Annotated in this window: 33 protein-coding genes; 13 read left to right on the top strand and 20 right to left on the bottom strand. The window is 68.4% G+C overall.

Features of this window, described 5'->3' with window-relative positions; all coding sequences use genetic code 11:
• Nucleotides 1-103: 103 nt before the first annotated feature.
• The 4 genes from purD (at nucleotide 104) to BLS43_RS18535 (ending at nucleotide 4,045) form a co-directional block, all read left to right on the top strand.
• Nucleotides 104-1,366: a phosphoribosylamine--glycine ligase gene (gene purD, locus BLS43_RS18550; RefSeq protein ID WP_093086550.1), complete on the top strand. Its 1,263-nt coding sequence runs from the start codon at nucleotides 104-106 to the stop codon at nucleotides 1,364-1,366.
• Nucleotides 1,367-1,669: 303 nt separating this feature from the next.
• Nucleotides 1,670-1,930 (top strand): hypothetical protein, encoded by a 261-nt coding sequence (locus BLS43_RS18545; protein ID WP_093086547.1) that lies wholly within the window; start codon nucleotides 1,670-1,672, stop codon nucleotides 1,928-1,930.
• A gap of 242 nt (nucleotides 1,931-2,172) precedes the next feature.
• Nucleotides 2,173-3,267, top strand: coding sequence for a pyridoxal phosphate-dependent aminotransferase (locus BLS43_RS18540; RefSeq protein ID WP_093086844.1), 1,095 nt, complete (start codon nucleotides 2,173-2,175; stop codon nucleotides 3,265-3,267).
• A gap of 7 nt (nucleotides 3,268-3,274) precedes the next feature.
• Nucleotides 3,275-4,045: a potassium channel family protein gene (locus BLS43_RS18535; protein WP_093086545.1), complete on the top strand. Its 771-nt coding sequence runs from the start codon at nucleotides 3,275-3,277 to the stop codon at nucleotides 4,043-4,045.
• Here the strand turns inward: BLS43_RS18535 and BLS43_RS18530 are convergent.
• Nucleotides 3,969-5,072, bottom strand: coding sequence for a GntG family PLP-dependent aldolase (locus tag BLS43_RS18530; RefSeq protein WP_093086542.1), 1,104 nt, complete (start codon nucleotides 5,070-5,072; stop codon nucleotides 3,969-3,971). The genes BLS43_RS18535 and BLS43_RS18530 overlap by 77 nt on opposite strands.
• Before the next feature lie 152 nt (nucleotides 5,073-5,224).
• Here BLS43_RS18530 and BLS43_RS18525 point away from each other — a divergent pair, with 152 nt between their 5' ends.
• From BLS43_RS18525 to BLS43_RS18500, 6 genes are all read left to right on the top strand, one after another.
• Nucleotides 5,225-5,731 (top strand): SigE family RNA polymerase sigma factor, encoded by a 507-nt coding sequence (locus BLS43_RS18525; RefSeq protein WP_093086539.1) that lies wholly within the window; start codon nucleotides 5,225-5,227, stop codon nucleotides 5,729-5,731.
• Nucleotides 5,728-6,426, top strand: coding sequence for a hypothetical protein (locus tag BLS43_RS18520; protein ID WP_093086536.1), 699 nt, complete (start codon nucleotides 5,728-5,730; stop codon nucleotides 6,424-6,426). Before BLS43_RS18525 ends, BLS43_RS18520 begins: the two co-directional genes overlap by 4 nt.
• 70 nt (nucleotides 6,427-6,496) lie before the next feature.
• On the top strand, nucleotides 6,497-7,048 hold the full coding sequence (locus BLS43_RS18515; protein WP_093086534.1) for a TetR/AcrR family transcriptional regulator: 552 nt from the start codon (nucleotides 6,497-6,499) through the stop codon (nucleotides 7,046-7,048).
• A gap of 64 nt (nucleotides 7,049-7,112) precedes the next feature.
• Nucleotides 7,113-8,531 carry an adenylosuccinate lyase gene (purB, locus tag BLS43_RS18510; RefSeq protein ID WP_176921409.1) on the top strand — a complete coding sequence of 473 codons (1,419 nt, stop codon included), beginning with the start codon at nucleotides 7,113-7,115 and terminating at the stop codon, nucleotides 8,529-8,531.
• Nucleotides 8,528-9,361, top strand: a complete 834-nt coding sequence (locus BLS43_RS18505; RefSeq protein WP_093086532.1) for a phosphoribosylaminoimidazolesuccinocarboxamide synthase — start codon at nucleotides 8,528-8,530, stop codon at nucleotides 9,359-9,361. Before purB ends, BLS43_RS18505 begins: the two co-directional genes overlap by 4 nt.
• A gap of 71 nt (nucleotides 9,362-9,432) precedes the next feature.
• Nucleotides 9,433-10,173: a DUF2334 domain-containing protein gene (locus tag BLS43_RS18500; protein WP_093086529.1), complete on the top strand. Its 741-nt coding sequence runs from the start codon at nucleotides 9,433-9,435 to the stop codon at nucleotides 10,171-10,173.
• A 24-nt stretch (nucleotides 10,174-10,197) separates the two neighbouring features.
• On the opposite strand, the gene BLS43_RS18495 is transcribed toward BLS43_RS18500, so the two are convergent.
• From BLS43_RS18495 to BLS43_RS18465, 7 genes are all read right to left on the bottom strand, one after another.
• A complete protein-coding gene (locus tag BLS43_RS18495; protein WP_093086527.1) occupies nucleotides 10,198-11,136 on the bottom strand; it encodes a zinc-binding dehydrogenase in 939 nt (312 codons plus the stop codon).
• A 17-nt stretch (nucleotides 11,137-11,153) separates the two neighbouring features.
• Nucleotides 11,154-12,812 (bottom strand): MBL fold metallo-hydrolase, encoded by a 1,659-nt coding sequence (locus BLS43_RS32080; protein WP_425438556.1) that lies wholly within the window; start codon nucleotides 12,810-12,812, stop codon nucleotides 11,154-11,156.
• Between the two features lie 155 nt (nucleotides 12,813-12,967).
• Entirely contained in the window at nucleotides 12,968-14,065 is a 1,098-nt protein-coding gene (locus tag BLS43_RS18485; protein ID WP_093086525.1) for a hypothetical protein, read from the bottom strand.
• A complete protein-coding gene (locus BLS43_RS18480; protein WP_093086523.1) occupies nucleotides 14,062-14,367 on the bottom strand; it encodes a hypothetical protein in 306 nt (101 codons plus the stop codon). The genes BLS43_RS18485 and BLS43_RS18480 overlap by 4 nt, the downstream gene beginning before the upstream one ends.
• Nucleotides 14,368-14,441: 74 nt before the next feature.
• A complete protein-coding gene (locus BLS43_RS18475) occupies nucleotides 14,442-14,804 on the bottom strand; it encodes a hypothetical protein (RefSeq protein WP_093086520.1) in 363 nt (120 codons plus the stop codon).
• Nucleotides 14,805-14,879: 75 nt separating this feature from the next.
• Nucleotides 14,880-15,233, bottom strand: a complete 354-nt coding sequence (locus BLS43_RS18470; RefSeq protein WP_093086517.1) for a hypothetical protein — start codon at nucleotides 15,231-15,233, stop codon at nucleotides 14,880-14,882.
• Nucleotides 15,230-15,919 (bottom strand): hypothetical protein, encoded by a 690-nt coding sequence (locus tag BLS43_RS18465; RefSeq protein WP_093086514.1) that lies wholly within the window; start codon nucleotides 15,917-15,919, stop codon nucleotides 15,230-15,232. Before BLS43_RS18465 ends, BLS43_RS18470 begins: the two co-directional genes overlap by 4 nt.
• Before the next feature lie 101 nt (nucleotides 15,920-16,020).
• On the opposite strand from BLS43_RS18465, the gene BLS43_RS18460 reads away from it, so the two are divergent.
• Nucleotides 16,021-16,245: a winged helix-turn-helix domain-containing protein gene (locus BLS43_RS18460; RefSeq protein WP_176921407.1), complete on the top strand. Its 225-nt coding sequence runs from the start codon at nucleotides 16,021-16,023 to the stop codon at nucleotides 16,243-16,245.
• Between the two features lie 302 nt (nucleotides 16,246-16,547).
• On the opposite strand, the gene BLS43_RS18455 is transcribed toward BLS43_RS18460, so the two are convergent.
• The 12 genes from BLS43_RS18455 to BLS43_RS18425 all read right to left on the bottom strand — a co-directional run bounded on the left by BLS43_RS18455 (nucleotide 16,548) and on the right by BLS43_RS18425 (nucleotide 25,719).
• Complete coding sequence (locus tag BLS43_RS18455) at nucleotides 16,548-17,255, bottom strand: hypothetical protein (RefSeq protein WP_093086509.1); 708 nt, start codon at nucleotides 17,253-17,255, stop codon at nucleotides 16,548-16,550.
• Between the two features lie 90 nt (nucleotides 17,256-17,345).
• On the bottom strand, nucleotides 17,346-17,561 hold the full coding sequence (locus tag BLS43_RS18450; RefSeq protein WP_093086506.1) for a hypothetical protein: 216 nt from the start codon (nucleotides 17,559-17,561) through the stop codon (nucleotides 17,346-17,348).
• Nucleotides 17,539-17,733, bottom strand: coding sequence for a hypothetical protein (locus tag BLS43_RS18445; protein ID WP_093086504.1), 195 nt, complete (start codon nucleotides 17,731-17,733; stop codon nucleotides 17,539-17,541). Before BLS43_RS18445 ends, BLS43_RS18450 begins: the two co-directional genes overlap by 23 nt.
• Before the next feature lie 1,112 nt (nucleotides 17,734-18,845).
• On the bottom strand, nucleotides 18,846-19,556 hold the full coding sequence (locus BLS43_RS29495; RefSeq protein WP_143030118.1) for a hypothetical protein: 711 nt from the start codon (nucleotides 19,554-19,556) through the stop codon (nucleotides 18,846-18,848).
• Nucleotides 19,553-19,744, bottom strand: coding sequence for a hypothetical protein (locus BLS43_RS18435; protein ID WP_143030117.1), 192 nt, complete (start codon nucleotides 19,742-19,744; stop codon nucleotides 19,553-19,555). The genes BLS43_RS29495 and BLS43_RS18435 overlap by 4 nt, the downstream gene beginning before the upstream one ends.
• A 1,064-nt stretch (nucleotides 19,745-20,808) precedes the next feature.
• Nucleotides 20,809-21,657 (bottom strand): hypothetical protein, encoded by an 849-nt coding sequence (locus BLS43_RS18430; RefSeq protein ID WP_093086496.1) that lies wholly within the window; start codon nucleotides 21,655-21,657, stop codon nucleotides 20,809-20,811.
• Nucleotides 21,657-21,968: a hypothetical protein gene (locus BLS43_RS29490; RefSeq protein ID WP_143030116.1), complete on the bottom strand. Its 312-nt coding sequence runs from the start codon at nucleotides 21,966-21,968 to the stop codon at nucleotides 21,657-21,659. The genes BLS43_RS18430 and BLS43_RS29490 overlap by 1 nt, the downstream gene beginning before the upstream one ends.
• Nucleotides 21,969-22,081: 113 nt before the next feature.
• Nucleotides 22,082-22,255, bottom strand: a complete 174-nt coding sequence (locus tag BLS43_RS30095; RefSeq protein ID WP_176921406.1) for a hypothetical protein — start codon at nucleotides 22,253-22,255, stop codon at nucleotides 22,082-22,084.
• Entirely contained in the window at nucleotides 22,255-22,497 is a 243-nt protein-coding gene (locus BLS43_RS29485; RefSeq protein WP_143030115.1) for a helix-turn-helix domain-containing protein, read from the bottom strand. Before BLS43_RS29485 ends, BLS43_RS30095 begins: the two co-directional genes overlap by 1 nt.
• 737 nt (nucleotides 22,498-23,234) lie before the next feature.
• Nucleotides 23,235-23,891, bottom strand: coding sequence for a hypothetical protein (locus tag BLS43_RS29480; RefSeq protein WP_143030114.1), 657 nt, complete (start codon nucleotides 23,889-23,891; stop codon nucleotides 23,235-23,237).
• A gap of 134 nt (nucleotides 23,892-24,025) precedes the next feature.
• Nucleotides 24,026-24,271 carry a hypothetical protein gene (locus BLS43_RS29475; RefSeq protein ID WP_143030113.1) on the bottom strand — a complete coding sequence of 82 codons (246 nt, stop codon included), beginning with the start codon at nucleotides 24,269-24,271 and terminating at the stop codon, nucleotides 24,026-24,028.
• Nucleotides 24,268-25,719, bottom strand: a complete 1,452-nt coding sequence (locus BLS43_RS18425) for a recombinase family protein (RefSeq protein WP_093086494.1) — start codon at nucleotides 25,717-25,719, stop codon at nucleotides 24,268-24,270. Before BLS43_RS18425 ends, BLS43_RS29475 begins: the two co-directional genes overlap by 4 nt.
• A gap of 68 nt (nucleotides 25,720-25,787) precedes the next feature.
• Between BLS43_RS18425 and purS the strand changes: the two genes are divergently transcribed.
• Both purS and purQ read left to right on the top strand, forming a co-directional pair.
• Nucleotides 25,788-26,018, top strand: a complete 231-nt coding sequence (gene purS / locus BLS43_RS18420) for a phosphoribosylformylglycinamidine synthase subunit PurS (protein ID WP_093086491.1) — start codon at nucleotides 25,788-25,790, stop codon at nucleotides 26,016-26,018.
• The gene (gene purQ / locus BLS43_RS18415; RefSeq protein ID WP_093086488.1) at nucleotides 26,015-26,677 is read left to right on the top strand and encodes a phosphoribosylformylglycinamidine synthase subunit PurQ; all 663 of its coding nucleotides are present in this window, start codon (nucleotides 26,015-26,017) and stop codon (nucleotides 26,675-26,677) included. The genes purS and purQ overlap by 4 nt, the downstream gene beginning before the upstream one ends.
• Nucleotides 26,678-26,740: the final 63 nt, after the last annotated feature.

Raw genomic sequence — 26,740 nt, 5'->3', positions numbered from 1 at the left:
GGGGGAGTCGGACGGCCGGCGGGGGCCCGTCCACCGGGTGAACGCCCGACGACCGGTGCGGTGCGCGGGGCGCTGTTCGCCCAGGTAGGTAGGGTGGCGCACCGTGCGCGTACTGGTCGTCGGGAGCGGTGCCCGAGAACATGCCCTCGTCCTCGCCCTGGCGCAGGACCCCCAGGTGACGGCGCTGGCCTGCGCCCCCGGCAACGCCGGGACCGCGGCCGTGGCCGAGCAGCGGGGGGTGGACGCCCGCGACGGTGCCGCCGTCGTCGCGCTGGCGCGTGACTGGCAGGCCGACCTGGTGGTGATCGGCCCGGAGATCCCGCTCGTCGCGGGCGTGGCGGACGCCGTCCGCACCGCCGGGTTCGCCTGCTTCGGCCCCGGCGCCGACGCGGCCCGGATCGAGGGCTCCAAGGCCTTCGCCAAGGACGTGATGGCGGCGGCGGGCGTGCCCACCGCCGCGTCGGTGATCGTGGACAACCCCGCCAAGCTCGACGAGGAGCTCGCCCGGTTCACGCCCCCGTACGTCGTCAAGGACGACGGGTTGGCCGCGGGCAAGGGCGTGGTGGTCAGCGCGGACCTCGAGCTCGCCCGCGCCCACGCCATGCACCTGCTCGACGAGGGCCACCCCGTCCTGCTCGAGTCCTACCTCGACGGGCCGGAGGCCAGCCTGTTCTGTCTGGTCGACGGCGACACGGTGGTGCCGCTGGTGCCCGCCCAGGACTTCAAGCGGGTCGGGGACGGCGACGCGGGCCCGAACACCGGCGGGATGGGTGCCTACGCGCCGCTGCCGTGGGCGGGCGAGGGCCTGGTCGAGGAGCTGGTCGCGACCGTCGTGCAGCCGGTGGCCGACGAGATGGTCCGCCGTGGCACCCCCTTCACCGGGCTGCTCTACGCAGGCTTGGCGCTCACGTCGAACGGGCCTTCGGTCATCGAGTTCAACTGCCGCTTCGGCGACCCCGAGACCCAGGTGGTGCTGGCGCTGCTCCGCACGCCCCTCGCGGGCCTGCTGAACGCGGTCGCCACCGGCACGCTGGCCGCCCACCCGCCGCTGGAGTGGTCCGACGGTGCCGCGGTGACCGTGGTGGTGGCCGCCGAGGGCTACCCGGCCACCCCGCGGCTCGGCGACGTCATCACCGGGGCCGAGGGCGAGGGCGTGCTGCACGCGGGCACCCGCCGCCGGGACGACGGTGCCGTGGTCTCCGCGGGCGGTCGGGTGCTGTCGGTGGTGGGGACGGGACCGGACCTCGCGGCGGCCCGCGAGGAGGCCTACCGGCGGGTGGCAGGCGTCCACCTGGCGGGTTCGCACCACCGCACGGACATCGGGCTGAAGGCGGAGAAGGGCGACGTGACGGTCCCGGGACGGTGATCTCGGGCTCACGCGATCGTGTCTCGTGTTACGCAGATGTGTCGCGCATGTTGACGATCGTGTTTCGCCATGTCGCGAATGCGGCAATGGTGCGTGTTGCGCGATGACCAGGCATGACCCGTTCAGAGCAGCACGATTAGGCCAAGTGGGCTACATGATCTTCGTGCAAACAGCGTGTAAACCGGTTCGTCGTCGGTTGAAGCCGGGGTTACCCGCGGGTCAGGGTGTGCATCACCCGCGGCCCACCGACGTGCGGCGGGGATGACAGGACTTCCCCTCTCGACCTTCGAAAGTGAGATCCCCATGGGTTCGCACGCTCCCCGCAAGGCCACCCTGCTCGCCGCCGGTCTGGCCTCCCTGGTCGCCCCCGCGGCCATGATCGCCGTCGCCGGACAGGCCTCGGCCGCCGAGCTCGCCCCGGTCGGCGCCTACCTCGACGAGAACGTCACCTACGGCACCCCGCCGCTGGAGCCGGTCGGCGCCTACGTCGACGACGCGGTGGCCGCCACCGACAAGCAGATCTTCGACGTCGTCGGCGTGCTGACGGGCCAGTTCGAGAGCTGATCCACCCCCCGGGCGGCGGGACTCTCCTGCCCGCCGCCCGGGTCGGTCGACGCCGGTGGCGGTCGGGCTCCCCGAAAGCCTCCCCGCCCCCGGTGACCGGACCCCCGCATCCGCGCGCAGAGGGGGCCTCGGGCGGATGCGGTGCTTCGGAGCGGGGTCGTCCCGGACGGCCCCGCTTCGCCGTTTCGTACGCTCGCGAGGTGAGAGTCTCCGACCGGTCCGGCATCGCACCCTTCCACGTGATGGACGTGTGGTCCGCGGCCGCCGAGCGTCAGCGGACCAGGGGCGACCTGATCAACCTGTCGGCGGGGCAGCCGTCGACCCCCGCCCCGGCGCCCGTGCGGGCCGCCGCGGCGGCCGCGCTGGAGACCGAGGTGCTCGGCTACACGGTGGCGCTGGGGATCCCCGAGCTGCGCGAGGGCATCGCCGCCCACCACCGCCGGATGTACGGGATCGAGATCGCCCCCGACGACGTCGTCGTCACCACCGCCGGGTCCGGCGGGTTCCTGCTCGCCTTCCTCGCCGCCTTCGACGCGGGCGACCGCGTGGCGATGGCCCGCCCCGGCTACCCGTGCTACCGCAACATCCTCACGGCGCTCGGCTGCGAGGTCGTGGAGCTGCCGTGCTGGCAGCCCACCGTCGAGATGATCGAGGACCTGGACGTCCAGGGCCTGATCGTGGCCTCCCCGGCCAACCCGACCGGCACCGTGGTGTCCCCGGACGAGCTGGCCGCGCTCACCGCACACTGCGCCGAGCGGGGCATCCGGCTGGTCAGCGACGAGATCTACCACGGCATCGGCTACGACCGAGCGGTCTCGTGCGCGTGGGAGACCTCCCGCGAGGCGATCGTCGTCAACTCGTTCTCCAAGTACTTCTCGATGACGGGCTGGCGGCTCGGGTGGCTGCTGGTGCCCGAGGACCTGCGCCGGGCCGTCGACCGGCTGGCGGGCAACTTCACCGTCTGCCCGCCCGCACTGCCCCAGCACGCGGCGGTCGCGGCGTTCACCCCCGAGTCCTACGCCGAGGTCGACGCCCACGTGGAGCACTACGCGCGCAACCGCGCCCTGCTGCTCGAGGGGCTGCCGACGCTCGGCATCGAGCGGCTCGCCCCCGCCGACGGCGCGTTCTACGTCTACGCCGACGTCGGGCACCTCACCGACGACTCGATGCGCCTGGTCTACGAGCTGCTCGGCGAGACCGGCGTCGCGGTCGCCCCCGGCGTCGACTTCGACCCCGTCGACGGGCACCGGTTCGTGCGGCTGTCGTTCGCGGGGGCCACCGCGCCCATCGAGGAGGCGCTGGAGCGGATGCGACCGTTCGTGGAGCGCCGGGCATAGTGCGCCCATGCCGGACACGAGCGCGGACGAGCCGCGGATCGCCGCCTGGGACCGTCGGCTGGACTGGCCGCTGACCGGCCTGGCCGCCCTGTTCCTCGCGCTCTACGCCTGGGACGTCCTCGACCGCGGCTCGCCGGACTGGATCGACGGCGGCCTCACGGTCATCTGGCTGCTGTTCGCCGCGGACTACCTGGTGCGCCTGGCGCTGGCCCGCCGCAGGCTGCGCTTCGTCGGCACCCACGTCCTGGACCTGGTGATCCTGCTGCTGCCGATGTTCCGGCAGCTCCGCGTGCTGCGGGTGGTCACGGTGATCAGCGTGCTGAACCGGCAGCTGCGGGACGACTTCCGCGGCCGGATCGCCGTCTACGTCACCGGGACCGTCGGGCTGGTGGCGTTCGTGGCGGCCCTGTCGGTGCTGCAGGCCGAGCGGGACGCCCCCGACGCCACCATCACGACCTTCGGCGAGGCCCTGTGGTGGACGATCACGACGATCTCCACCGTCGGCTACGGCGACCGCTACCCGGTCACCGTGGAGGGGCGGATCGTGGCGGCGACGCTGATGGTCGCCGGGATCGCGCTGCTCGGCGTGGTGACGGCGTCGATCGCGAGCTGGTTCGTGCAGAACCTGCGCGCCTCGTCCGAGCGGACCGAGACCGAGCTGGCCGAGGCCGAGCAGAAGATCGACGTGCTGGTGGCCGAGGTCAGGAGGCTCCACGCACGGCTGGACGCCCTGCCTGCCCCTGCTCCAGGGGGCCGATCCGATCCAGCGCCGCGGTGATCTCGGCGTCCCCGACGTCCGCGTGGGTCATCAGCCGGACCTTGCCGGACATGGCGCTGGCCAGGACGCCGGACTCGCGGAACCGGGCGAGCGTGCCCGGCAGGTCCGCCACCGCGACGAGCACGATGTTCGTCTCCGGCTCCGGCGCGCGCCAGCCGCGTTCGCGCAGGCCCGCGGCCAGCGTCGCGGCGCGGGCGTGGTCCTCGGCGAGCCGGTCGACGCGGTCGAGCGCCACGAGCCCCGCCGCCGCGAGCACCCCGCCCTGCCGGACCCCGCCGCCGAGCATCTTCCGCAGCCTGCGGGCCTGCTGCACGAACTCGACCGACCCCGCCACCACCGACCCGACGGGCGCGCCGAGCCCCTTCGACAGACACACCTGGACGGTGTCGGAGCCGACCGTCAGCGCGCCGAGCGGCACGCCCAGCTTCACCGCCGCGTGCCACAGGCGGGCGCCGTCGAGGTGCACGGCCAGCCCCGCGGCCTTCGCCGCCGAGGCGACCCGGGCGTGGTCCTCGGGCCGGGTGACCGTGCCGCCCGCTGCGTTGTGCGTGTTCTCCAGGCACAGCAGCCGGGTGGTCAGCGCGTAGTAGGGCGCGTCCCCACCCGCGGCCCGGCGCACCGCCGCCGCGGACACCCGGCCGGGGCCCGCGTCGTGCTCCAGGGGGCGGGGCATGCCGCCCGCCAGCCACGCCGCCGTGCCCAGCTCGGCGTCGAGCACGTGGGAACCCGCGGGGGCGAGGAAGGAGTCGCCGCGCTGCAGGTGCGACATCAGCGCGATGAGGTTGCCCATCGAACCGCTGGGCGTCCAGAGGGCGGCGGAGGCGCCGAGCAGCCCGGCGACCCGCTCCTCCAGTTCGGCCATGGTGGGGTCGTGGTCGAGGACGTCGTCCCCCACCTCGGCCGCCGCCATCGCCTTGCGCATCTCGGGCGTGGGCCGGGTGACGGTGTCCGAGCGCAGGTCGATCGGGGCCGTGTCGGCCTTCGCCGTGCTCAGTCGCCGCGCCGGTCGTCGGGTTCGAGTCCGCATCGAGTGCGCATTGTGTCAGGCGCGGGCCTCCGCGGAACGCTGGGGTCACGGAATGGTCACGACATTGGGCCGGTCGGGTGATGGTGACCGCGGCGTGCAACCGTGTCCGGCGCCCGTTGCGTCCGAGGTGCGACAGGGTCGGAGGGGGACGAATGGACGACGCTGAGGAGGCCGCGTTCGCGGAGTACTTCCGCGCGCGCCGCGACACCGTGCGCCGCACCGCCTACCTGCTCTGCGGGGACTGGCACCGGGCGGACGACCACGCGCAGTCCGCGTTCGTCGCGCTGCACCGGCACTGGCGGCGCATCCGCGACCACCAGGCCCTCGACGCCTGGGTGCGCCGGACCCTCGTCCGCGCGGTGGTCGACGAGTCGCGGCGGCCGTGGCGGCGGGAGCGTTCGACCGACCGCACGCCGGAGACGAGCACGTCCGAACCGGACGTCGCGACCCGGACCACGCTGGTGGCCGCGCTGCGTTCGGTGCCCCCGCGGCAGCGTGCGGTGCTGGTCCTGCGGTACCTGGAGGGGCTCGACGTGGCCGGCACCGCCGCCGCGCTCGGCTGCTCGGAGGGCACGGTGAAGAGCCAGACCGCGCACGGGCTGGCGGCGTTGCGCGCGGTCCTGGGGGACTCGCTGGGTGATCTGAGGGAGGCGGGATGAACGGCGGACCGAACGCGGACGAGCGACTGGCGGCGGCCTTCCGCGCCGCCGCGGACACCCCGCCCGAGGCGGGGTTCTCGGCCGACGACGTCCGGCGCGAGTCGCACCGGATCGGCAGGCGGAACCGGAACCTGCTGGTCGGCGGGGTCGCGGCGGCGGCGATCGTGCTGGCGGGCGGGGTGTCCACGGGTGTGCTGCTCGCTCGCTCCGGTGGGGAGACCTCCGCGGCGGCCCCGGCTTCCGATGCGGGCGCGCGCTCGCTGGGGGCACCGGAGATGGCCCGCGAGGCTCCCGCGGTGCCCCCGACCCCGGTCGGTGTCCCGCTCGGGCCCGCGGCCGGGGACTGCGTGAACCCCCAGGACCCCGAGCTGCGCGCGGTCGTGGACGAGGTGCTGCCCGAGGTCGCCACCGCGTCCCCGGCCCCGACCACGATGATCTGCCGCCCCGGCGGCGGCCGCGAGGTCAACCTGCAGGTGGCCGACGGGGAGCTGACCGGCCTGTTCTCGGTCGTCTACACCGCGCCGGGCGAGGAGCCGAGCCAGACCGCCTCGGCGGTGGGCTGGGCGACGGCGGAGGTGTCCACCGCCTCCGGCGGCCTGGTCACCGTGACCAGCCGCGCCGAGTCGGACAGCGGCGGCGTGCCCTTCGGCGACCGCGTCCCCGAGATCGCCTCCGCCCTGGCCCCCCACCTGTGAGCGGCGATCGTCGCCATGGCGACGATCACCGCTCACGACCGCGGGGCCGGCCTGATGGGAGACTGCGCCGGTGGCGACGCAGAAGGGGGAGCGGCGGCGGCAGGCGCTCACCGAGGCGGCCGGTGAGCTGCTGCGCGAGGGCGGGTTCGACGCGCTGCGCCACCGCGCGGTGGCCGAGCGGGCCGGGCTGCCGCTGGCGTCCACGACGTACTACTTCGACTCCCTCGACGACCTGATCACCGCCGCCGTCGAGCACACGAGCCGCCAGGACCTCGCCGCCGGGCGCGCGGCGCTGGAGTCCGCGGCCGAACCGCTCGACGTCGTGCTCGACCAGCTGCTGGGCAGCGCCTCGCGCGACGGGGGACTGGACGCGGTCCTGCTGCGCTACGAGCAGCTCGTCGGCGCGGGCCGCAGGCCCTACCTGGCACCCCTGATGCGCAGGCTCCGCGGCGAGCTCGACGGGCTGCTCGCCGAGGCCTTCGCCCGCGCGGGGCACCCGCTCGACGCCGACGGGCTGCGCCGGGTCGTCGAGACCGTGGACGGCGCCGTCATCTCCGCGCTGATCGAGGCCGCACCCGATCCGCGCGCCGTGGCCCGGGCCGCGCTGCTCCGCAGCCTGTGAGCGGCAAGTGGTGCCAGAGCACCACTTACCGCTCACGACCGCGCAGCGCATACCATCTGTGCACGTGATCCCCAACGTCCTCGCCGCCCGCTACGCCAGCCCGGAGCTCGTCGCACTCTGGTCGCCCGAGCACAAGATCGTGCTGGAGCGCAGGCTCTGGATCGCGGTGCTCAAGGCGCAGGCCGACCTCGGGGTGGACGTGCCGGCGGAGGCCGTCGCGGACTACGAGCGGGTCGTCGAGCAGGTGGACCTGGCGTCGATCGCCGAGCGCGAGCGCGTCACCCGCCACGACGTGAAGGCGCGGATCGAGGAGTTCAACGCCCTCGCCGGCCACGAGCACGTGCACAAGGGTCTCACCAGCCGGGACCTGACCGAGAACGTCGAGCAGCTGCAGATGCGGCTGTCCCTGGAGCTGGTCCGCGACCGGACGGTCGCGATCCTCGCCCGGCTCGCCCGGCGCGCCGCGGAGTACTCGGACCTGGTGATGGCGGGCCGCTCGCACAACGTCGCCGCCCAGGCCACCACGCTCGGCAAGCGCTTCGCCTCCGCGGCGGACGAGCTGCTCGTCGCCTACCACCGCCTCGAAGACCTGCGGGCCCGCTACCCGCTGCGGGGGATCAAGGGGCCGGTCGGGACCGCGCAGGACATGCTGGACCTGCTCGACGGGGACGCGGGCAAGCTCGCGCAGCTGGAGACCCGGGTCGCCGAGCACCTCGGGTTCTCGGGGGTGTTCACCTCCGTCGGCCAGGTGTACCCGCGCTCGCTGGACCACGAGGTCACGAGCCTGCTGGTGCAGCTCGGCGCCGCGCCGTCGTCGCTGGCCACCACGATCCGGCTGATGGCGGGCCAGGAGCTCGCCACCGAGGGCTTCAAGCCCGGCCAGGTCGGGTCGAGCGCCATGCCGCACAAGATGAACACCCGCTCCGCGGAGCGGATCAACGGGCTGCAGGTCGTGCTGCGCGGCACCGCGAACATGGCCGCGGAGCTGGCGGGCGCGCAGTGGAACGAGGGGGACGTGTTCTGCTCCGTCGTCCGCCGGGTCGCCCTGCCGGACGCGTTCTTCGCCCTCGACGGCCTCTACGAGACCACCCTGACGGTGCTCGACGAGTTCGGCGCCTACCCCGCCGTCATCGCCCGCGAGCTGGACCGCTTCCTGCCGTTCCTGGCCACCACCAAGGTGCTGATGGCCGCGGTCCGGGCGGGCGTCGGCCGGGAGACCGCCCACGAGGTGATCAAGGAGCACGCGGTCGGCGTCGCGTTGGCGATGCGCGAGCAGGGCCTGCTGGAGAACGACCTGCTGGACCGCCTGCAGCACGACGCGCGCCTGGGGCTGCCCGAGGGCCTGCTCGACGGGCTGCTCAAGGACCCGCTCTCCTTCACCGGCGCGGCGACGGCGCAGGTCGCCGCCGTGGTGGCGCAGGTCGCCGAGATCACCGACGCCCACCCCGAGGCCGCCGCCTACACGCCCGGAGCGATCCTGTGAAGCTGCTGCACTCCGGCAAGGTCCGAGACGTCTACGAGGACCGGGGCGACATCATCCTCGTCGCCTCGGACCGGCTCTCGGTCTACGACGTCATCCTCCCGACGCCGGTCCCGGACAAGGGCGCCGTCCTCACCGCGCTGTCGCTGTGGTGGTTCGAGCGCGTGGCGTCGCTGGTGCCGAACCACGTCCTCTCCGCGACCGACGTCCCGAAGGAGTTCGCAGGCCGCGCGGTGCGGTGCCGACGGCTGGAGATGCTGCCGGTCGAGTGCGTGGCCCGTGGCTACCTGACCGGCGGCGGGCTGGCCGAGTACCGCGCGACGGGGTCGGTGTCCGGGGTGGCCCTTCCCCCCGGCCTGCAGGACGGCTCCCGGCTGCCCGAGCCGATCTTCACGCCGTCGAGCAAGGCGCCGATGGGGCAGCACGACGAGGCCATCACGTTCGCGCAGGTCGAGGAGCTGGTGGGGGCGGAGACCGCCGCCCGCCTGCGCGACCTCACCCTCGAGGTCTACCGGCTGGGCGCGGAGATCACCGAGAAGAACGGGATCCTGCTCGCGGACACCAAGCTGGAGTTCGGGCGGGACGCGGCGGGGGAGATCGTCCTCGGCGACGAGGTCCTCACCCCGGACTCCTCCCGGTTCTGGCCCGCCGACGACTGGGAGCCCGGCCGCCCCCAGCACAGCTTCGACAAGCAGTACGCCCGCGAATGGGCCGTCTCGACGGGGTGGGACAAGACCGAGCCCGGCCCCGAGGTGCCGCCGGAGGTCGTGGCCGCCGTCCGGGCCCGCTACGTCGAGGTCTACGAGCGCATCACCTCCCGTGAGTGGCGATAGTCGTCAGAGCGACGATTGCCACTCACGGGGGTTTTGCGGCTCGTTCATCTCCGCAGCGTTCGCTGACGACCATGCCCGCTCGACTGGTGGTCTCCCTGTCCGGGCTCACCGACGCCCGATCCGACGCCCTCGTCACCGCCCGCACCCTCGCCGCCGACCTGGACGCGCGGGGCGTCCCGTTGACGCAGCTGGTCCAGCCGGCCTCGCCCGCGGGTCCGCCGTCCGACGCGCTGCTGGACTGGATGGGCGAGCGGGGCGACACGATCGCGCTGCACGGCTACGACCACACCCCGGACCCGGCACGGCGCGGCGGCGTCGGGCGGAAGGGCGAGTTCTCCGCACTGCCGCGCCATGAAGCCGGCCTGCGCCTGGTCGCGGCCCGCCGCGCGCTGAGCGTGCTCGGGCTGACCACCGAGATCTTCGCGGCGCCGCGCTGGCTCGCCTCGCCCGGCACCGTCGACGCGGCCCGGGAGCAGGGCTTCCGGATGTGCCTCGACGACACCGGCGTCCACCTGTTCGACGACGGCGTGGTGCTCCGCGCCCGCGCCCTCGGCTTCCGCCTCGACCAGGCCGTGTCCGACGCGGCCCGCAGGCGCGCCGAGTCCTGGCGCGCGCGGATCCTGCACACCGAGGCCGTGCGGATCGCCCGCCGGGCGGGCGTGGTGCGGATCGGTGTGCGCGCGAAGGACCTGCGCCGCCCGGCCCGGATCGCCGCGGTCCTGGAGACCGTCGACGCCGTCCTCGCCGCGGGGGCCTGGCCCACCACGTACGCGAGCCTGTCCGCGGTCGCTCCGGGCACCCGCATCGCCTGAGCCGGGCCCGACTGGCGCACCCCGTCAGGGGAGGAGCAGGGCCTTGCCCGCGATCTCGCGGTTCTCCAGCGCGGCGTGGGCGTCCGCGGCCTTCTCGAGGGGGAACTCCCTGCCGACCACGGGGTGCAGGCGCCCGGCCGCTGCCTCGGCGAGGACGCGTTCCTGGCGGGCGCGGCGACCGTCGGCGAAGTCGGCGAGCTGCGCCACGCCGCGGACCTCCACGTCCGGGGTGGAGCGGGTGACGGGCGCCCCGCCCGCGGTGCCGTAGCCGGAGTACCGGCCACCCTCGGCGACCAGCCCGAACGCCTCGGCGCCCAGGGTCCCGCCGACGCCGTCGAACACCACGTCGACCTGGCCGACGCGGCGTCGGACCGCGTCCGCCCAGCCGGGCTCGCCGTAGTCGACCGCCAGATCCGCCCCGAGCGAGCGGACCAGGCCCAGCTTGCGTCCGCGGGCCGCGCCGACCACCCGGGCCCCCGACCGGCGCGCGAGCTGCACGAGCACCGAACCGGCCCCGCCCGCCGCGGGCAGGACCAGCACGGTCTCGCCCGGGCGCACCCCCACCGCGCCGACGAGCGCGAGCGCCGTGCCGCCGTCGTGCAGCAGGGCCATCGCGTCGGCGAGGTCGAGCCCGTCGGGCACCGGGACCAGCGACGGGACCGGCGCCGCCACCTCCGCGGCGTAGGTGCCGGGCCCGTCGACGAGCACCCGCCGCCCGACCCACGACGGCTCCACGTCGGGCCCGACCGCCAGGACCCCGCCCGCTGCGCCGCGGCCGGGGACGTAGGGCGGGGTGATGCCGAACGCCGGCGCCCCACCCCGCCGGATCAGGGTGTCCAGGAACAACACCCCGGCCACCTCGACCCCCACCAGCACCTCGCCCGGCCCCGGCACCGGCGTCGGCAGCTCCACGGGGCGCAGCACCGACGGTCCACCGAACTCGTCCACCCTGATCGCACGCATGCGAACAGGGTCCGACCTCAAGTCGACTTCAGGTCAAGGGCCTCGGCGCGGGGCGCCACCGTCACGGCTGTCCCGGCCGGGGCCAGCGCCTCGAACATGCCGTAGTGCAGGGCGGGGTTGGCCAGCACGGCCTCGTGGATCGGCACGGCCTGGCGCGGTGCCACGGCACGCAGGTAGTCGACGGCCTCGGAGACCTTGAGCCACGGCGCCCCGGTGGGCAGGAGCAGCGTGTCCACCGGCCGGTCGACCGGGGTGTACGAGTCGCCGGGGTGCAGGAGCGAACCGTCGATCAGGTAGGCGTTGTTGCGCACCACCGGGATGTCGGGGTGGATCACGGCGTGGTCGCCGCCGAGCACCTCGACCGTGGCGCCCGCCACGGTGAGCGTCTCGCCCGGGGTGACGGTCTCGGCGTCGACCGAGAGCTGCTCGGCCGTCTGGGAGTCCACGATCAGGCGGGCGGAGGGGTTGCCGCGGCGCAGGTCGTCCAGCCGCTCCGGGACGACGTGGTCGAAGTGCTGGTGGGTGACCAGGATCGCGTCGAGCCCGGTGAGCCCCTCGAAGTCGGACGAGAAGGCACCGGGATCGAGGAGGATGCGGGCCGCGCCGGTGTCGACCAGCACACACGCGTGCCCGTAGTGAACGATTTGAGTCACGAGACGAAACCCTAACGATCTTGAGGTGAGCCAACGTACTGCCTGGTCTACTCCTCCTAGCTCGATCGCGTCGAGCAGGTCTGCCACGTCGTCACGGACAAGGGGCCAGGATTCCTTGGGGATGATGATCGCGGCTTCGCCGCCCCGGTCCTCGGAGGCGACCTCTTCGTCTGTCTTCTCCCGGTGCAGTCCCGCCCAGTCGCGAAGGCGGCGGCTCCAGGTGAGCTGACGGCGGTTGTGAGAGGCCCGCTCCCAGGTCTCCCACAGGTCCCAGTCGTCAGCGTTGCCGGTCGCGAGGAAGTCCCGGAGGATGGCGAACGGCGTCCGGTTGCCCGACCGTGCTTCCTTGGCTGTGGGGCTCGTGATCTCTGAAGTGATCTTTGAGATGTAGTCGGCAACCTGCTCGATCGAGTCCGCCGTCATGCGGACCGGGCGGACGTCGAGCCCGCCCTTGTCGGCGACTGCACTGAAACCGAGACGCGCTAGCTTCCGCTCCCAGCGGGTGAACATCCGCCCGCCCAGCTCCTCCATCAGTTCAGGGCTCACAGGCCCGTCAAGGGCCACCACGGCGTGGCAGTGCACATGCCATCCGGCCTCCCCGTTGGTGACCTCGACGGCCTTGCAGAACCCGAGGACCCCGAAGAGGGCCTGATCTTTAGACCATGAGGCACCGGCGGTGACGGCCGCCCATGCTTTCGTCAGGGCGTCCCAGAGATCAGAGAGCCTGTGGCCCTTGTGGTGGCGCATGGTGAGGGTGACAAGGGCAGCGGAGCCGCCCGCGGCGGCGACGGCGCGTAGGACGGCAGCAACGTCCTCGGAGCGCTGCGCTCCGATCTTCCGCGCGCACACTGGGCAGGACCACGGCGATCCGCAGGACTGAAGTCCGGACAGCCCCGCTCGACGTCCTTCGTCGGTCTCGGAGACACGGACCACGGCCCCGCCCACACCCGTGTGGGAGACCCGTCCGCAGTTCCGCAACCGTGGCAACGTCGTCAGGTCCCAGAGCCTCCGACGCCAGGTCATCGCCTCCCGCCTACGGCTTCGACGTCGATCTTCTCGTTCCGGAGTAGAAGGCCCCGCAGTGTTACCAAGGGGGCCGGTCGCTTCGCTCCCGGCCGCCACGCCCTTCCGCTCCTCCGTCGCTGCGGGCGCGGCCGGGGCTGACCGTCCACCCGTGGTCACTGGGACACCCTCCGCACGTAGTCGGCGTAGGGCAGAAACGGGGTGCGGACACGGGTCAGGGCACGGCCAGGGACGGACAGGAGCGCTATGCCTGCGGCTTCTCGGGTGTGGCGGTCGGCGGTGTCTCCGTCGACGTCGGCGTGCAGCAGCTTGACGCCTTCGCGGGTGTCGCTGCGGAAGCTGACTCTCATGGCGCATTGGGCACGTTCGCTCGCGCCGATGGTCGTGGCTTCCGCCCGCTGGCAGAGGATGACCACGCGCATCCCTGCTTTGTGGGATTCGGAGAGCAGGCGTGCGAGTAGGGCACGGCAGCGCTTGGCTTGCTTGGGGTCTACGGCGTCGAGATGACGCCACAGGCCGGGTAGTTCCTCGATGACGATGAACCTGAGTGGGTCGTCGTCGGAGACGGGCAGAACGTCGCTGGTCAGGGGAATTCTCGAGATGCGGCTGTCGAGCTCACGGACAGCCGACGTGAGGTAGTCCTCGACGGCGTCAGGGTCTCCGAGTCCTAGCACCGACCCGATGAACGGCCGGAGGAGTAGCCCCGAGGGGTCCACTCCGTCGATACGGAGCGGATAGCCGTGTCTGCGCTGCCGATCGAGCGCTGAGAGCAGGGAGTACAGGAACACGCTCTTGCCTGAGCGGGTCTGGCCCTGAACGCAGATGTGGGTCAGTTCGGCGGGATCGACCACGCCCAGGTGCTCGCCGTGTTCGTCGCGGCCAACGAGGATGGGGCCGCGGTCCGGGCAAGGAAGGGCCCGTGTGCCCAGGGGGTCACCGGCCAGCAGGTGAACGATGACGTTCTCCCCGTGGCCGTAGGGCTCGACCCGGAGGCCCCATGCGCCCACGAACGGCGCGATTCGTGGTGAGGCTGCCCGTAGATCACCGGCAGTCATTCCGGGCTCCAACCGGACGATGAGCCGGCTTCGGGACGGCTCAGCGGCAAGCACCTTCGGGATAACCCGGGTCTCCCCGGTGACCGTGGCGACGGAGCGATACAACCCGGCGCCTTCGCACGCCCGATGCCATGCGTCGACCATGCCCATCGTCTCGATGCGATCGAGGTCCGCCCCGCGACCAAACGGCAGCCTCATGCCGCCTTCCTCTCGAACAGCGAGACGACGTTGATCGAGTAGTCCCCGGAAGGCACCCCGACGGATTCCGCCACCTCGACGTACTGCACCGCTTCGTCAGGGTCATGCCCGGCTGCCCACGGAACAGCCCTCCGCCAGTACGTGACGACCGGCAACCACTTCGTCTCCCGGGGCACGAGCAGCACAGCGACGAACCCGCACAGGGCAGCGAGCAGCACGAGCGAGATGTGGACTGGCGAGAGCCACCACACCCAGCACACGACGTCCCACACAAGGGCCAGGACCCACACGACGATGTCCACGTTCGTTCTCCTCTCGAAACGACGAAGGGCCCCGCCCGCAGGGAAGACGGGCGGGGCTCCGGGTGGTGGTCAGATCAGGCGGCCTTCGGGGCGGCCTGGCCCTCGATGCCTTCGGCGCGGAAGCTCAGGGCGACACGGTTGGTCCCCTGCTGCACGTAGGGGACGGCGACGAGTCCGACGAACTTCACCGGCTTCCCCACGTCCGTGCGGGGCTGGTCCCAGGAAGCGACCTTGACCCCGCAGACCTCAGCGCGGTCCCCCTCCGGGTCCAGGTACAGGACATCAACGGTCCACATGGGGACGCCCTCGGCGTTCTTTCCCTGCTCGCCGGGGATGCGCCGGCGCTCGCCGTTGCTGAGTTCGGCATAGGCACCCTGAGCTGCGGCCTTGCCGGTGCCCAGAAGTACGACGTCAGGGGAGACGGGGATCGATCGCATGATGGGTTCCTCTCGTGGTGTTCTCGTGTGGCCCCGCAGGGCAGAGGAGCGGATGACCGGCCGCTCCGTCCGGAGTCAGGCGGGTGCGTTCACCCGAAGGCAGATCAGCGCTTGCGACCGAAGTTCCTCGATCGCCAGAGACAGGGGCTCGATGGCGCCCAGAAGGGCAATCGCCTCCGTGGTCGTCAGACCGTCGGCTTCCTCATCGAAGGTCTCTCCGATGGCGGTCACGAGCGTCATGGCCAGAGCAGCGGCGCGGGTCCGATCGAGAACGACCGGGGCACGGTGGTCGGCGCTGGGCTTGTACCGGGTGTCAACGACGATCTCGACGTCCTCGGCGTGGAACAGCTCCACCACAGCGGAGTTCGGGATGATGTTGTCCCCGACAACCCGCACGGACTCGACGGACCGCATGAATCTGTCACTCATGCTGCGGTCACCAGACGGAGTCCGGCACGGGCGAGGGGCTGCTTCGGGGGCTCAGCAGTAGGCGGAGGGGACGCGCTCAGGTCCTCGACGGAGATCAGGGCTCCGTCATCGAGCAGGGTCAACTTGTGATCGAGGGGGACGAACAGCTCGACGCGGCTCCCGTGCTCGTCGCCGATGATCCGGACCTCACGGCCCTGGACCTCGACGGAGGTCACCAGAACCTCCCGGTCACCAGGGAGGCCAATCGTGATCCCGGGGCGGATGGCACTGCCCTCGACGGTCTGACGGACCGGCCCAATCGGACCCACAGACACGACGGCTTCGGCCTCCACCACTTCCAGCGGGACAGCACCCGGGATGTCTGCACCGTGGGTGGCGCAGAAAACTTGATCCCAAGGCTCTCGCTCATCGACGACGACCAACCTCGCCGGGGCATCACAGGACTCACACACCTGCACACCCTCGGCGGCACCCACCTGCACAACCTCGCCATCGATCACAGCCCTGACCCGCTCCCCCTCATCGGTCAGCGAGTAGACCCCACATACGTCCGCCACGATCAGGCCCCGGGTCACCAGTGCCTTGAGGGTCGACGGCTTGCCGTCCTGCAACCGGCTGAAGAGGACCCGCAGCATGATCACGCTCAGCTTGAGCGCCCGTGCAGTGGCGGTCTCGTGGTGTTCCATGCTGAACTCCCTGCTTAGTTGACCAGATCTAGACAGTAAAGCTACATGACCAGATCTAGCCACACAAGTAGGGGGCAAACATGCAGGTAGAGTCCCGATCCATGCCTACAGGTCAGTACCGCCGACGGTGGGAAGCCGTCGCCGATGACCTGCGCGAAAAGATCAAGTCCGGCCGCTGGCAGGCAGGCGACAGGCTGCCCCCGATCTCCCAGCTCCGGGAGACCTACGCGGTGTCTCCCGGCACGATCAAGACGGCCATCAGCGCACTATCCGATGAGGGACTAGTGCGCGGCGTTGCCGGGTCGGGCATCTACGTCAATGGCTGACGACTGCCCTCCGGGCCGGGCCTCCGCAACCGGGGGTCCCGCTCCCCGGCCACTACCGGCCCACAAGGGCTACGGCACCGCCCGCCCCCACGGCAAGGGAAACAACGCCCTTGCCGCGAGACCGACCGGCACCGACGGACTACGTCGCCGATAGCGACCGGGAAGCTCTCTCAGAGCCGTTCTAAGCCCTCGAAGGGGCTCACCCCTCCCAGGACCCACCGGGCCGATCCGCGACCGGGAGACGAGCGCTGCGTCATATACATCTGTATTAACCCGCTGGTCAGGGGGTGCGGGGATGAGCCTCAGATTGCTAGCTGCCCGGGGAGGCGGAATCCCTTCCGGCGTGCCGGAATCGGCGTCACGATCAACTCACCGTCAACAACCTCACCGATCGCGATGCCCTGTTGGCTGTTGGACGACTCGACATGCCGCCTGTCGCTCAGGTGCCCGACCTCGACGCCGGTCAGGGTCCGGGTGATATTCTGCTCGTAGCCTTCGGAGTACGAGATCTTCCCGAGTCGGTGAGTGTGTCCGCAGATGACGTTCTTGCCGAACCGCTTCGCGCCGTTCAGCGCGGTAAGCCCGGCCTGCTGATCGAGTCTCAATGCATCGCCGCAGCAGGCGATCCAACCAGGATGGAACTCGTAGGGACCAGCAATTGGGATCATGCCTAGAGACTCAGCGAGGCTGAACGTATCGGCGATGGGACTATTCGCAGGGCGCAGGTCATGAGCGCCTGCGATCACCGTCAACGTTCCGGAGTGACCTTCCCGGATCGAGCCGAGGAACGCCTTACCAATCGCACAGTCCTCGTCAACAGCCGATCGGAAGGCGGCAACCTCCCGGTCGCCCCAGCGGCTAGGCGTCGGAAAGTCCAGAAGGTCGCCGAGGTGGATGACCTCGTCTGGCCGCCAGGCCGCAATGAACCGAACCAGCATCCGGCAGAGTTCGCGATCATGAAACGGAATGTGGGTGCCCGCAAAGAACACGAATCGCGTGGGGTCCGGCACGGCAGGGACGATGCCCTAGTTCGACTCAGGCGGCAATGCCGTTCGGCAAATCGGCCGACTTGGCTCAATTGGCCGATCCACCGCAGTTGCTCACTGCTCGTTCAGTTCCACAGTCTGCCAGAGGGAGGCCAGGTACCCGGACCTCCGGAACTCATCGTCATCCGGGTACGCCCGGTCGACGTAGGCGCGGGCGATGTCGTGGGCGACGACCACCAGGAGAGGCCCGCCCAGCTCCAAGAGACGGCGGTCGGCGAGATCGTGTAGCTCGCCGCCGTGGCAGTCCTCAGCGGGGAGAACGCCGCTCAATGACCCGCTCCCCGAAGTAGCGCCGGAGGTCCGCGCACAGGTCCACAGGCACGCTGTCCTCGTGCAGGTCCAGGGCGTACGTCTCACTGATCGTGAACGCGACATCCTCGGCGGGCACGGCCAGCCACTCCGCCAGGCCCTCAAGGCTCATCGTCACGTCTGCGTACGCCACTCGCCCATCGTCCGCTGACCGCCCAGCGCGAGGCAAGGAACGTCACGGTAATGAGCCTGGCCGGTCACGCGACGTAGGAGCGTGGCCCGTACGCCGAAGCGCCCGAAGGGCCGCACCTACAAGATCAAGTCAATGCGGCCGACACCGCCACCGCCGGTAAGGCGTCAGACGAGGAACCGAGTCACGTTCGAGCGAGTCGGAGGATGGCCCCTTGTCATCGCCGGGGCCCCGCTGGCAATCGCTGCGATCCGCCTTCTGGTGATCAGTCGCTTAGATCTCAATTTGTTCGCCGCATGGATAAGCGGCGTAAATCTCCTGAACGTCTGGATATTCGGGCTCATCTTCTTCACTCAGCCGTTCTCTGTCGCTATCCCGATGGTGCTTGGGACTCTGTTGGTCCTCAAGGCCCGATCCGGCCCTTTTGAGGGCCGATTCTGGCGAACGCCAAGATACGCTATCGCGACTATCGGAATCGTCGCGCTGATGTTCTGTCTCACATACATCACAGGCCCAGACGACCTACTTTCCTCGATGCTCGCACCCCTCGTCGTCCTGGCGTTCATGAGCTATGCAGAATCCGCACCCGGCAACGAATTTGACTTCAAGCGGCCATTTCGAATCGCTCGGCGCTTTGCGATTGCAATGGCTGGCATATTCGGAGTCCTAAGTCTGATTATGCAACCGTTCGTAATCCCGCCGGGTGTCCCGCACGAACGGGTTCGGATTACAGGATCGATATCAGTCGAGGACGGTTGGGTACTAGCCGTTGACGACGTCAGTCTGACGTTTGCCTACCGAGATGGCGGCATCCGGCGCATTCCGACAGGCGACATAGAAGCTAGACACATATGCCCGAACGATGCCGACAACCGGGTATTCCCCGGCTTAGCCGATATGCTATATGACAGTCGCAGTCGCTCCGGCTGGCCCGCCGCCTGTTTCGACCTACCAGCCGTCACACGCTACCCCTGACACCTCAGTGGAGACGAGTGGGCCAAGAAGTGTCAGTACCTACGCGATACATTCGACGTCTGACTCGTCTCGATCCTTCAACTTATCCTCCGTGGTCGCCGGTCTGCTACCTGGCCGATATGCGGTTGAGCTACCTCGACCTAACCGCGTAACGAATCCCGCTCCTGCAGATTCTTGATGACGGTCTCGAAGTTCGTCATAACATGCCGATATGCCAAGTCCGTCGAGTATCCGGACCAACTCTTTGAGTTCTCGACAAGGGTCGTGCGGAGATCGGATTCTTCCACTGCGGACATAGCACTTCGGACTCTGTCAGTCGTCAAAGACTCCCGATGCCATGGCAGCCCGAAGAACGAATCTCGTTCGAACTGCTCACAATCTACGATTCCAGCAAACGCCCGTTCGTTGTCGATGAGCCAGAAATCCATGTAGTCATGCACGATGCAGTTAAATCGGTGTCTGTCGTACACGTTGGCGACGAAGTCGAACAACGCGTTCATATCGTTACGATATGATTGGACACGAGCGGGATAATATGCAGTACCGACTAGGCCCCTGAACTGCTGGGCTGTGTGACCCTCGACAAAGTCAACTAAAACCGTTGCAGAGTCAAGACGATCCACTCTCGGAATATTAGCGCCAATCAGCGACCCCAGGATGTAACCCTGCACCTCGTTATTGGTCCGGTAACGAGCCTGAGAACCATCGTCAACCATCAGACGCTTCAACACCGCCATCTTGCCCGATTCGCGGTGCTGAACCAACCTGACACTGTTCGAGTACCGTTCATGGCTGAGCTTAGTCTCACACGGTTCCCACTCGCCCCAGAAGGCGGCCTCGTCGTAGCTCATCCCGCCGACTCCGCAGCAGCCTGGAACGTCAAGATGTCGAAGCCCAGGGCCTTTAGAACGTCCGTCGTCATGACATCCGGGTGGTGAGCTCGAAGCCAGCCCCTGAGGTCCGCCACGTAGCTACGGAAGGCTACGAAGCCCTGAAACCTCCGGTTGGCGACGTCGAGCCCCGGGTCGATCTCGATCACGGGACTCAGGAACCTGTCAGGGAGATCGGCAGGGACAACGGACGGCAGGACCCGCTTGTCAGTCCTACGCACTGCCACGGGTCCCCCATCGAGCCCTGGCAGCGACCTTCCCAACCTCGGACCGGGACATCGGTCGCAGGACCCCGCCCGGAGCCTCACCCTCTCCGGGCAGCTTGAGGCTGACCAGGAGTTGCCGAAGGGCGTTGCGATGCTGACGAAGTTCCTGCAACGCAGGGTGGGCCACCACCTGGCCCTGACTTCCCCGGGCGGTCATCGGTGATCCCTCAGCCCGCCAACTGGCCTCGATCTCCTTGACAAGATCGGCCTCACGAGCAGCGGATTCGAGCAACAGGCTCTCTGCGGAAGTCAATTCGAAATGCTCGACGGTCTCATCCCACAAACGGGCACCCGCCTCCCCGAGCTGGTCGGGGCGATAATCATTCAAGGTCGTTCTCCCAAATTCGGAATTCCATTACAATGCACGAAAACCCTGAGCCGCATCACGGGGCGATCCGCCGTAGGCGGGGGAGGGATGCCCCGGTAGGGTCCCAGCAATTCCCTCATCGATCCCAGCCCCGAAAGCGACGCCAGGCCCCCCATTCCCGGGGAATGCGAATGCTCATTAGTGCGAGGACAATACCCGCTGCTGCGATTCCCAGTCCTGCACCTGCAAAGTCCAGCGCGCCTGTCTGCAACTCAATACCAAAGCGAGCCGAACGCACGCGTAACGCGAATGTGCCTGCTCACTATTGGGGGCACACAGTACGGGCCTGCTCAACACAGGCCCCCGTACACCGGGCCGGACCGCTGGGGCTTGCCAGTTCCTCGCTCCAGCCATCGCGGGCCTAGCCGCCAGGGCGGGCAGTGCCCATCTCGGATATGCCCGGCACTAGCTACAGGGCCACGCCCTGCCAGCTCGATCCCGCTCTGGTCGACCCCGGTGCCGACCTCCGAGGATGTGCCATCCTCAGCTTTTTGAGATGAGATGAGATGAAGCTCGTTTGAGGGCCAATCGCTCAACAAATGGTGCGGGAGTTGGCGGAGGACTCCCGCACCTCCAACAGTTAGCGGAACATGTCCCAGGCCGAAACCTTAAACACGGCCCGGCCCTTGGCCTTACCCTTCGGCAGTTCGTCCTCAGTGGCGGCGACGTCGAAGGCTTGAGCACCCTCCCGCCGCTCGTACGCGGCCTCCGGGACGGACCCGGGCTCGATGGCGATCCCCTGCTGTGTCATAGCCCAGAACGGATCGAGTGCCCGACCAAGAGCGAGATGCTTGCGGTCGAAGATGGCCGCAGCGGCCCGGTTGGCAACCGTCGTTGATTCGGGACACCCAAGCTCATACACACTCGCCAGGTACTTACTTGGCCCTGTACCTCCGATGGTGGGAGTGCGGCCGGTCAGGTTGGACAGTGACGTCCAAGCGGTCCTCGCATCCTGCATCGCCTTCGCAGCCGACTTAGAAGTGTCGATGGCAATCGCGTCCTCGGGCGACAGCTCAAGCGCATCCCGGACGATCACGTCACCAGGGATGCCGACGACCGCCGCCTCGAAGGCTTCGGCGTGCGTAGCGATGACGGACGCCAGGGACTCGAACAGATCGTCTGCGATCGACGTCAGAGCGTGTGCGTAGGCACGACCCGCGTGGGCCTCAAGGGTGCTCCTGAACCTGTGGTGAGACGTCCCTTGGTTGATCGAGCAAGCCTCCGCCAAGTCCCGTACCGCGGACCTGTAGGACTCCTCATCATCCGCATCTCTTACGGCCTGTTCGTACACGGCCAGGTCCATGGGATCGCCTACCGACCATCGGGCTTTGTCAATCGCGTCGGTGAGCTCCTGAGGGGCACAGACCCCCGCCGCCATGAGCTGTGTGACCAGCCGAGTCATCGCGATGTGGTCGAGTTGCTGAGCCATCAGCCGTTCACCACGTAAAGAACGTGCGGAACAAGGTTTCCCGCGATGCTGTCCATTTCGGCCTGCGTCAAGCTCACGATCGAGAAATTCGGCCGGGAGACAGACGAGGAAAGATCGATGACCGAATGGCTGGTCGTCACGGCAATCGTGCCCGGAACAATGTCAGCCGGGAGAGTGTGGGTAACCGTATAGTACGGCTCGCTCGGATTCACCGTTCCGGGGTCATCAAGTCGAGCAAGACGCTCGGCATTACTCGCAGCGACAGGAATCGAGCCATCGACCAGCGTAAAGGTGCGTGCCGTGAGGCTCACGTTGTTCGAGTCCCGAATTCCTGCCGGTGGCGTGAAAGTAATTGAGCCGGTGAGCGGCAAGCCATCCGGTCGATACCGAAATGCACCGACTACATCAACGTAAGTATATGCCATTAGATTCCGTTCAGGTTGTTAAGAAGGTAGTCGTGCATGAGTCCAGCAACGGACGGGTCTTCGTCCGTCTCGTTGGTGTCGATCGGCTCATCGGAGCCGAACAGTGCCGCTGACATTTGCTTGGCTAGCTGCTCGTCACGAGCAAGGTCTTGCGATTGAGAGTAGCTGAACATCAATCCTCGATGTCGTCGGTGGGCTCTACGCCACCGTTTCTAATAGCCTCCTGGGATAGCCCGCTCTTGTTAGCAAGCCGTGCCAGCCGATGCTCAGCCGGCTTTGAAGCGCCGCTCTGCCAGCGCTCAAGAGTGGAAGGCCCAACGCCGAGAACTGCGGCCTTCGCCATCTGGCTTGTGCCTGGCACGCGGTCAACCGCGGCCCTGATTCCTGCTACGAGCGCAGCACGCTCGTCGTCCATGATGCTCCTTAGGGGAAGAATAAGAGGAAGAACTAGTGAGGGTGAAAAAGAACAGCCCCCGATCACCGATGGAGAGGGCAAAGGTGATCGAGGGGCCGGAGCCGTTGGCCTGGTGAACCAACGTCTCTGTCGGCTGCCACACACGATCCCGAAGGGACAGCCGAATGTTTCCGCCAGGGACGACAGTCCCAGACGGCGGACTCATCCCCCGCCGCCTAGCGGGAGGAGCCCAAACTTGATAGGGCCACTCGTCAGATACGAGTGGCCCAGAGCCCAAGGCAAGAGGAAGGCTCATTGATCTACCGGCCGAAGAGCCGGGAGCGGTGGTTGGGGTGCTTCTCTTACCCCTCTACCCGTTAGATGGGTGTCCTCTGTTCAGATCGAGGACAGAGGACTCACGGGATGTGACCGGAGTCATACAGAGGTCACAGGTCAGCCGGACGAAGTTCGGGTGATCCCTGCTCAGCTCTCACCCTTTAGATGAGCGTCGGCATCATCGATTGCCGACGACTATCCGGCCCGAAGGGACGTCAGAAGGCTGAACATCCGAGCAGATATGTGAGGATGCATCCGCCGCCACCTGGCGGCCGAACAAGGAGGCCCGACCCCATCAGGTCGGGGCTCTCCTGTAATACCTCTGAACAACCTCGGTTGTTTACCTCGGTTGTTCTCTTGGTTGTATAGGGGGTACCCGTCTACCCTCTGGATCTCTGGACCTACCCCCCAATTCGCCGGGACTACCCCTTGGTTCGAACGGGGGTGAAGCCACCGTGTGCGCCACAGTCGCACTCGGGGATGTTCAGTCGCCACACCTTGGCGAACCCGACCTTACGGCCGGTGTCCTGGAACCATCCGGCATCTTGCAGTGCTTTCCTGCGCTTCTTAACGTTATCGCTACTTCGACCAATGAATTGGGCTACCCTATCGGAGCCGATGTAGACGGTTCCATCTTTTACATTCACGTGCTCACGAATGGCCCAGGCGATCAGCTTATCCGTAGCCGTAAGTCCCGATGCTTTGCAGGCGTTCAGCTCTAGACTCCATTGCTTGGCTGACTGAAGACCCTTACTTGCATCCCACTCCCACTCAGCCGCTATTGATTCCGTCTGGACATCGAGCACGACCGGGATAACCGGCTCAAGGATGGATAGCGGCTCGGGGGCAGGCAGCATCAACCGCACCACGGGCACGCCGGCAACATGAATCGCCTCTAGAAGCCCCTGAGCCTCGAACATGCCGGAAGCTGTGTTGTTCCATTGCGGAGGCAGAGTCCGCACGATGCCGTCGCCATCGGCCCGTGAAGCCAAGTCGGCTGCAAGTTCATACGCCCCTTCGGGGGCGTTCCTCCACTCAGCGCGTACGTGCGCCTCGAAGTCAGGCGTCGTCGCTGTCATGGTGGGCTTTCGTGTCGTGGTCGTTCACGGTCCGCTTGTCAATTGACCTGCGGTCGTACTCGTTGAAATGGGCCGGGATGATGACCCGGCCTGCCATCTTGAGGGATTCGTATCGCCACGCTCCGAACGTGGCGCTAGGCTTTGGTGTTGTCATTATTCACAATCAGATAGTTCGTTGTATATGCAAAACCGCTCCTCATCTGAGCGGCGGCGGTCACTAGTTCTTGGCTCAATTGTTCTGACTGCCCGGTCAGGAACCGGGCTTTCACTTCTCTGATCTCTGTACTTCGTCGTGACAGTCCGGAATCTCGGACGATCGTCACGAGCGGCCCGTTTTGGTAGACCTCGATCAGGCCGGACACGTCGTGGATCAGGTTCATGCGCTGACTTCCGCAGGGAATGCAGCCGCAATGATCCCCTCATCGAACGAGACGCCAACGTCAATGCCGCGATTCTTGGCTGTAAGTCGCATCCCGGTCATGAGGAGGATGGCGCGAGTCTCCTCCGGGGACTCAGCGGCATCGAGGGCTTCCCCCCACGTCCCGCCTGAGGCGATGCGTTCCATTCGTGCCGGTCGTGAGGGCATCTTCCGCAGCTCATCGCGGGTGGCGATGAGTCCGCGCACCCGATTGAGATAGGCGTCATCCTCGCCGACGTAAAGGCCCTCGTCCCGCTCTTTGCGGGCGATCCGAAGGGCATCCTCGACCACCGCCAGTTCCTCCGCTGGCCCTTCTGCCTCCCGGTAGACCTCGACAGTGCGCGGGATGTGGCCGATCTTCACCTTCGCCAGCTCGACCGCCTGGCCCTCGATGGAGGAGGCTGGAACGTATGGCTCAGAGCATCGCGGGCCGTCGGCCCTTGGGTGTGTGACAGCAGAGCATCGCCAGTACGCCGTGTAGAAGCGGCCCCTCGAAGAGGTCTTCTGGTGATACATCTTCGAACCGCAGGCACCACAGAACAGGATGTCGCGGAGCAACTTCGGCGGGCCACTCTTGGCGCCGGCTGGCCGGTTGCGTCCCTTCGCGAGTTCGTCCTGTAGATCGTGCCAGCGGGCGGCCGTGATGAGCGGTTCGGCACGCTGCACCGGCAAGCCGTTGGCTCCGACTACCACGGCGCCCTTGTGAGTCGACTGTCCGATGAGGGCACGCGAGCGCAGCAGGACAGACAGGGAGCTAGTCGCCCACTGGCCTCCCTTGGGAGAGGGGATGCCGTCATCGTTGAGGGACCTGGCTAGAGCGCTCAGCGACTCGCCTCCGAGGTAGCGGTCGACGAGGTCCCGGACGATGTCAGCAGTCTCGGGGTCTTCCTCAAGGTGCCACCCGGGGTCAGCCTTGACCTTCCGGTAGCCGTAGGGGACCGGGCCACCCCTGTAGCGGCCAACCTTCCTCAGCTCTCGCTGTGAGTCCGTGACGCGCTCGCTGATCGCGTCCCACTCCATCTCGGCGAAGACCCCGATGAAGTAGATCATCCCCTTGCCCAGGGGAGAGCCCAGCTCGAATGCCTCCGTAGTGCTGACGATGTCCTTACCGTGCTCGCCCGCTAGCTCGATGAGCTCGGACAGGTACCGCACCCGGCGTGTCAGCCGATCGAGGCGGTAGCCAGCGAGGATGTCCCAGGAGCCCCGGAGATCAGGTTGCTTGAGCCAGGGGCCTAACGCCGGGGCATCGAACGGCGACTTAGCCCCTGAGTAGCCGACGTCTTCGGCCCAGCCGATGACCTCGTGACCACGGGATGTTGCCCACGTCTCGATGTGCTGTCGCTGACGCTCCGGTGACGTCGACTCATCGGCTGCGACAGACAGGCGCACCCGTCCCAGAACTCTCCCCACGTCTCAAACCGTAGCGTTAGCATGCCCGTAGTGGGTGAGCTGCATGGACGACACCGTAGGCTGGAAACGTGGCGAGAGTGGTCGTGGACGTGATGCCCAAGCCGGAGATCCTGGACGTGCAGGGCCAGGCGGTCTCCCGTGCGCTCACCCGGATCGGCGTGTCCGGCATCGAGGTGCGGCAGGGCAAGCACTTCGAGCTCGAGGTGGACGACTCGGTGGACGACGAGACGCTGCACCGCATCGCCGGTGACCTGCTCGCCAACCCCGTGATCGAGGACTGGAAGGTGACCCGGCTGTGAGGATCGGGGTCATCACGTTCCCCGGCACGCTCGACGACGTCGACGCCGCCCGCGCCGTCCGTTACGCGGGCGCCGAGGCCGTGTCCCTGTGGCACGGCGACCACGACCTGCAGGGCGTGGACGCGGTCGTCGTCCCCGGCGGGTTCTCCTACGGCGACTACCTGCGCGCCGGCGCCATCGCGAGCCTCGCGCCGATCATGCGCGAGGTCGTCGACGGCGCTGCGAAGGGCCTGCCGGTCCTCGGCATCTGCAACGGCTTCCAGATCCTCTGCGAGGCGGACCTGCTCCCGGGCGCCCTGACCCGCAACGAGAAGCTGCACTTCGTGTGCCGCGACCAGGCGCTGCGGGTGGAGAACGCCGACACCGCCTGGACCTCCGGGTACGGCGCGGGCGAGGAGATCGTCGTCCCGGTGAAGAACGCGGAGGGCCGCTTCGTCGCGGCCCCCGAGACGCTCGCCGAGATCGAGGGCGAGGGGCGGGTCGCGTTCCGCTACGTCGGCGGCAACCCGAACGGCTCCACGAACGACATCGCGGGTGTCACCTCGGCGAACGGCCGGGTCGTCGGCCTGATGCCGCACCCCGAGCACGCGATCGATCTGCTCACCGGCCCGTCGGTCCAGGGGCTGGGCCTGTTCACCTCGGTCCTCGCCGCCGTCTGAAGGCGCAGCGGGATCACCCGGCCCGGCGCTGCCGCGTGCGCGGACACGTCCTAGGCTGACTCT

Origin of the sequence: Pseudonocardia oroxyli, assembly GCF_900102195.1 — a bacterium.
Classification (GTDB): Bacteria; Actinomycetota; Actinomycetes; order Mycobacteriales; family Pseudonocardiaceae; genus Pseudonocardia; species Pseudonocardia oroxyli.
The sequence above is the reverse complement of the archived record's forward strand: the minus strand, read 5'-3'. Positions and strand labels throughout refer to the sequence as shown.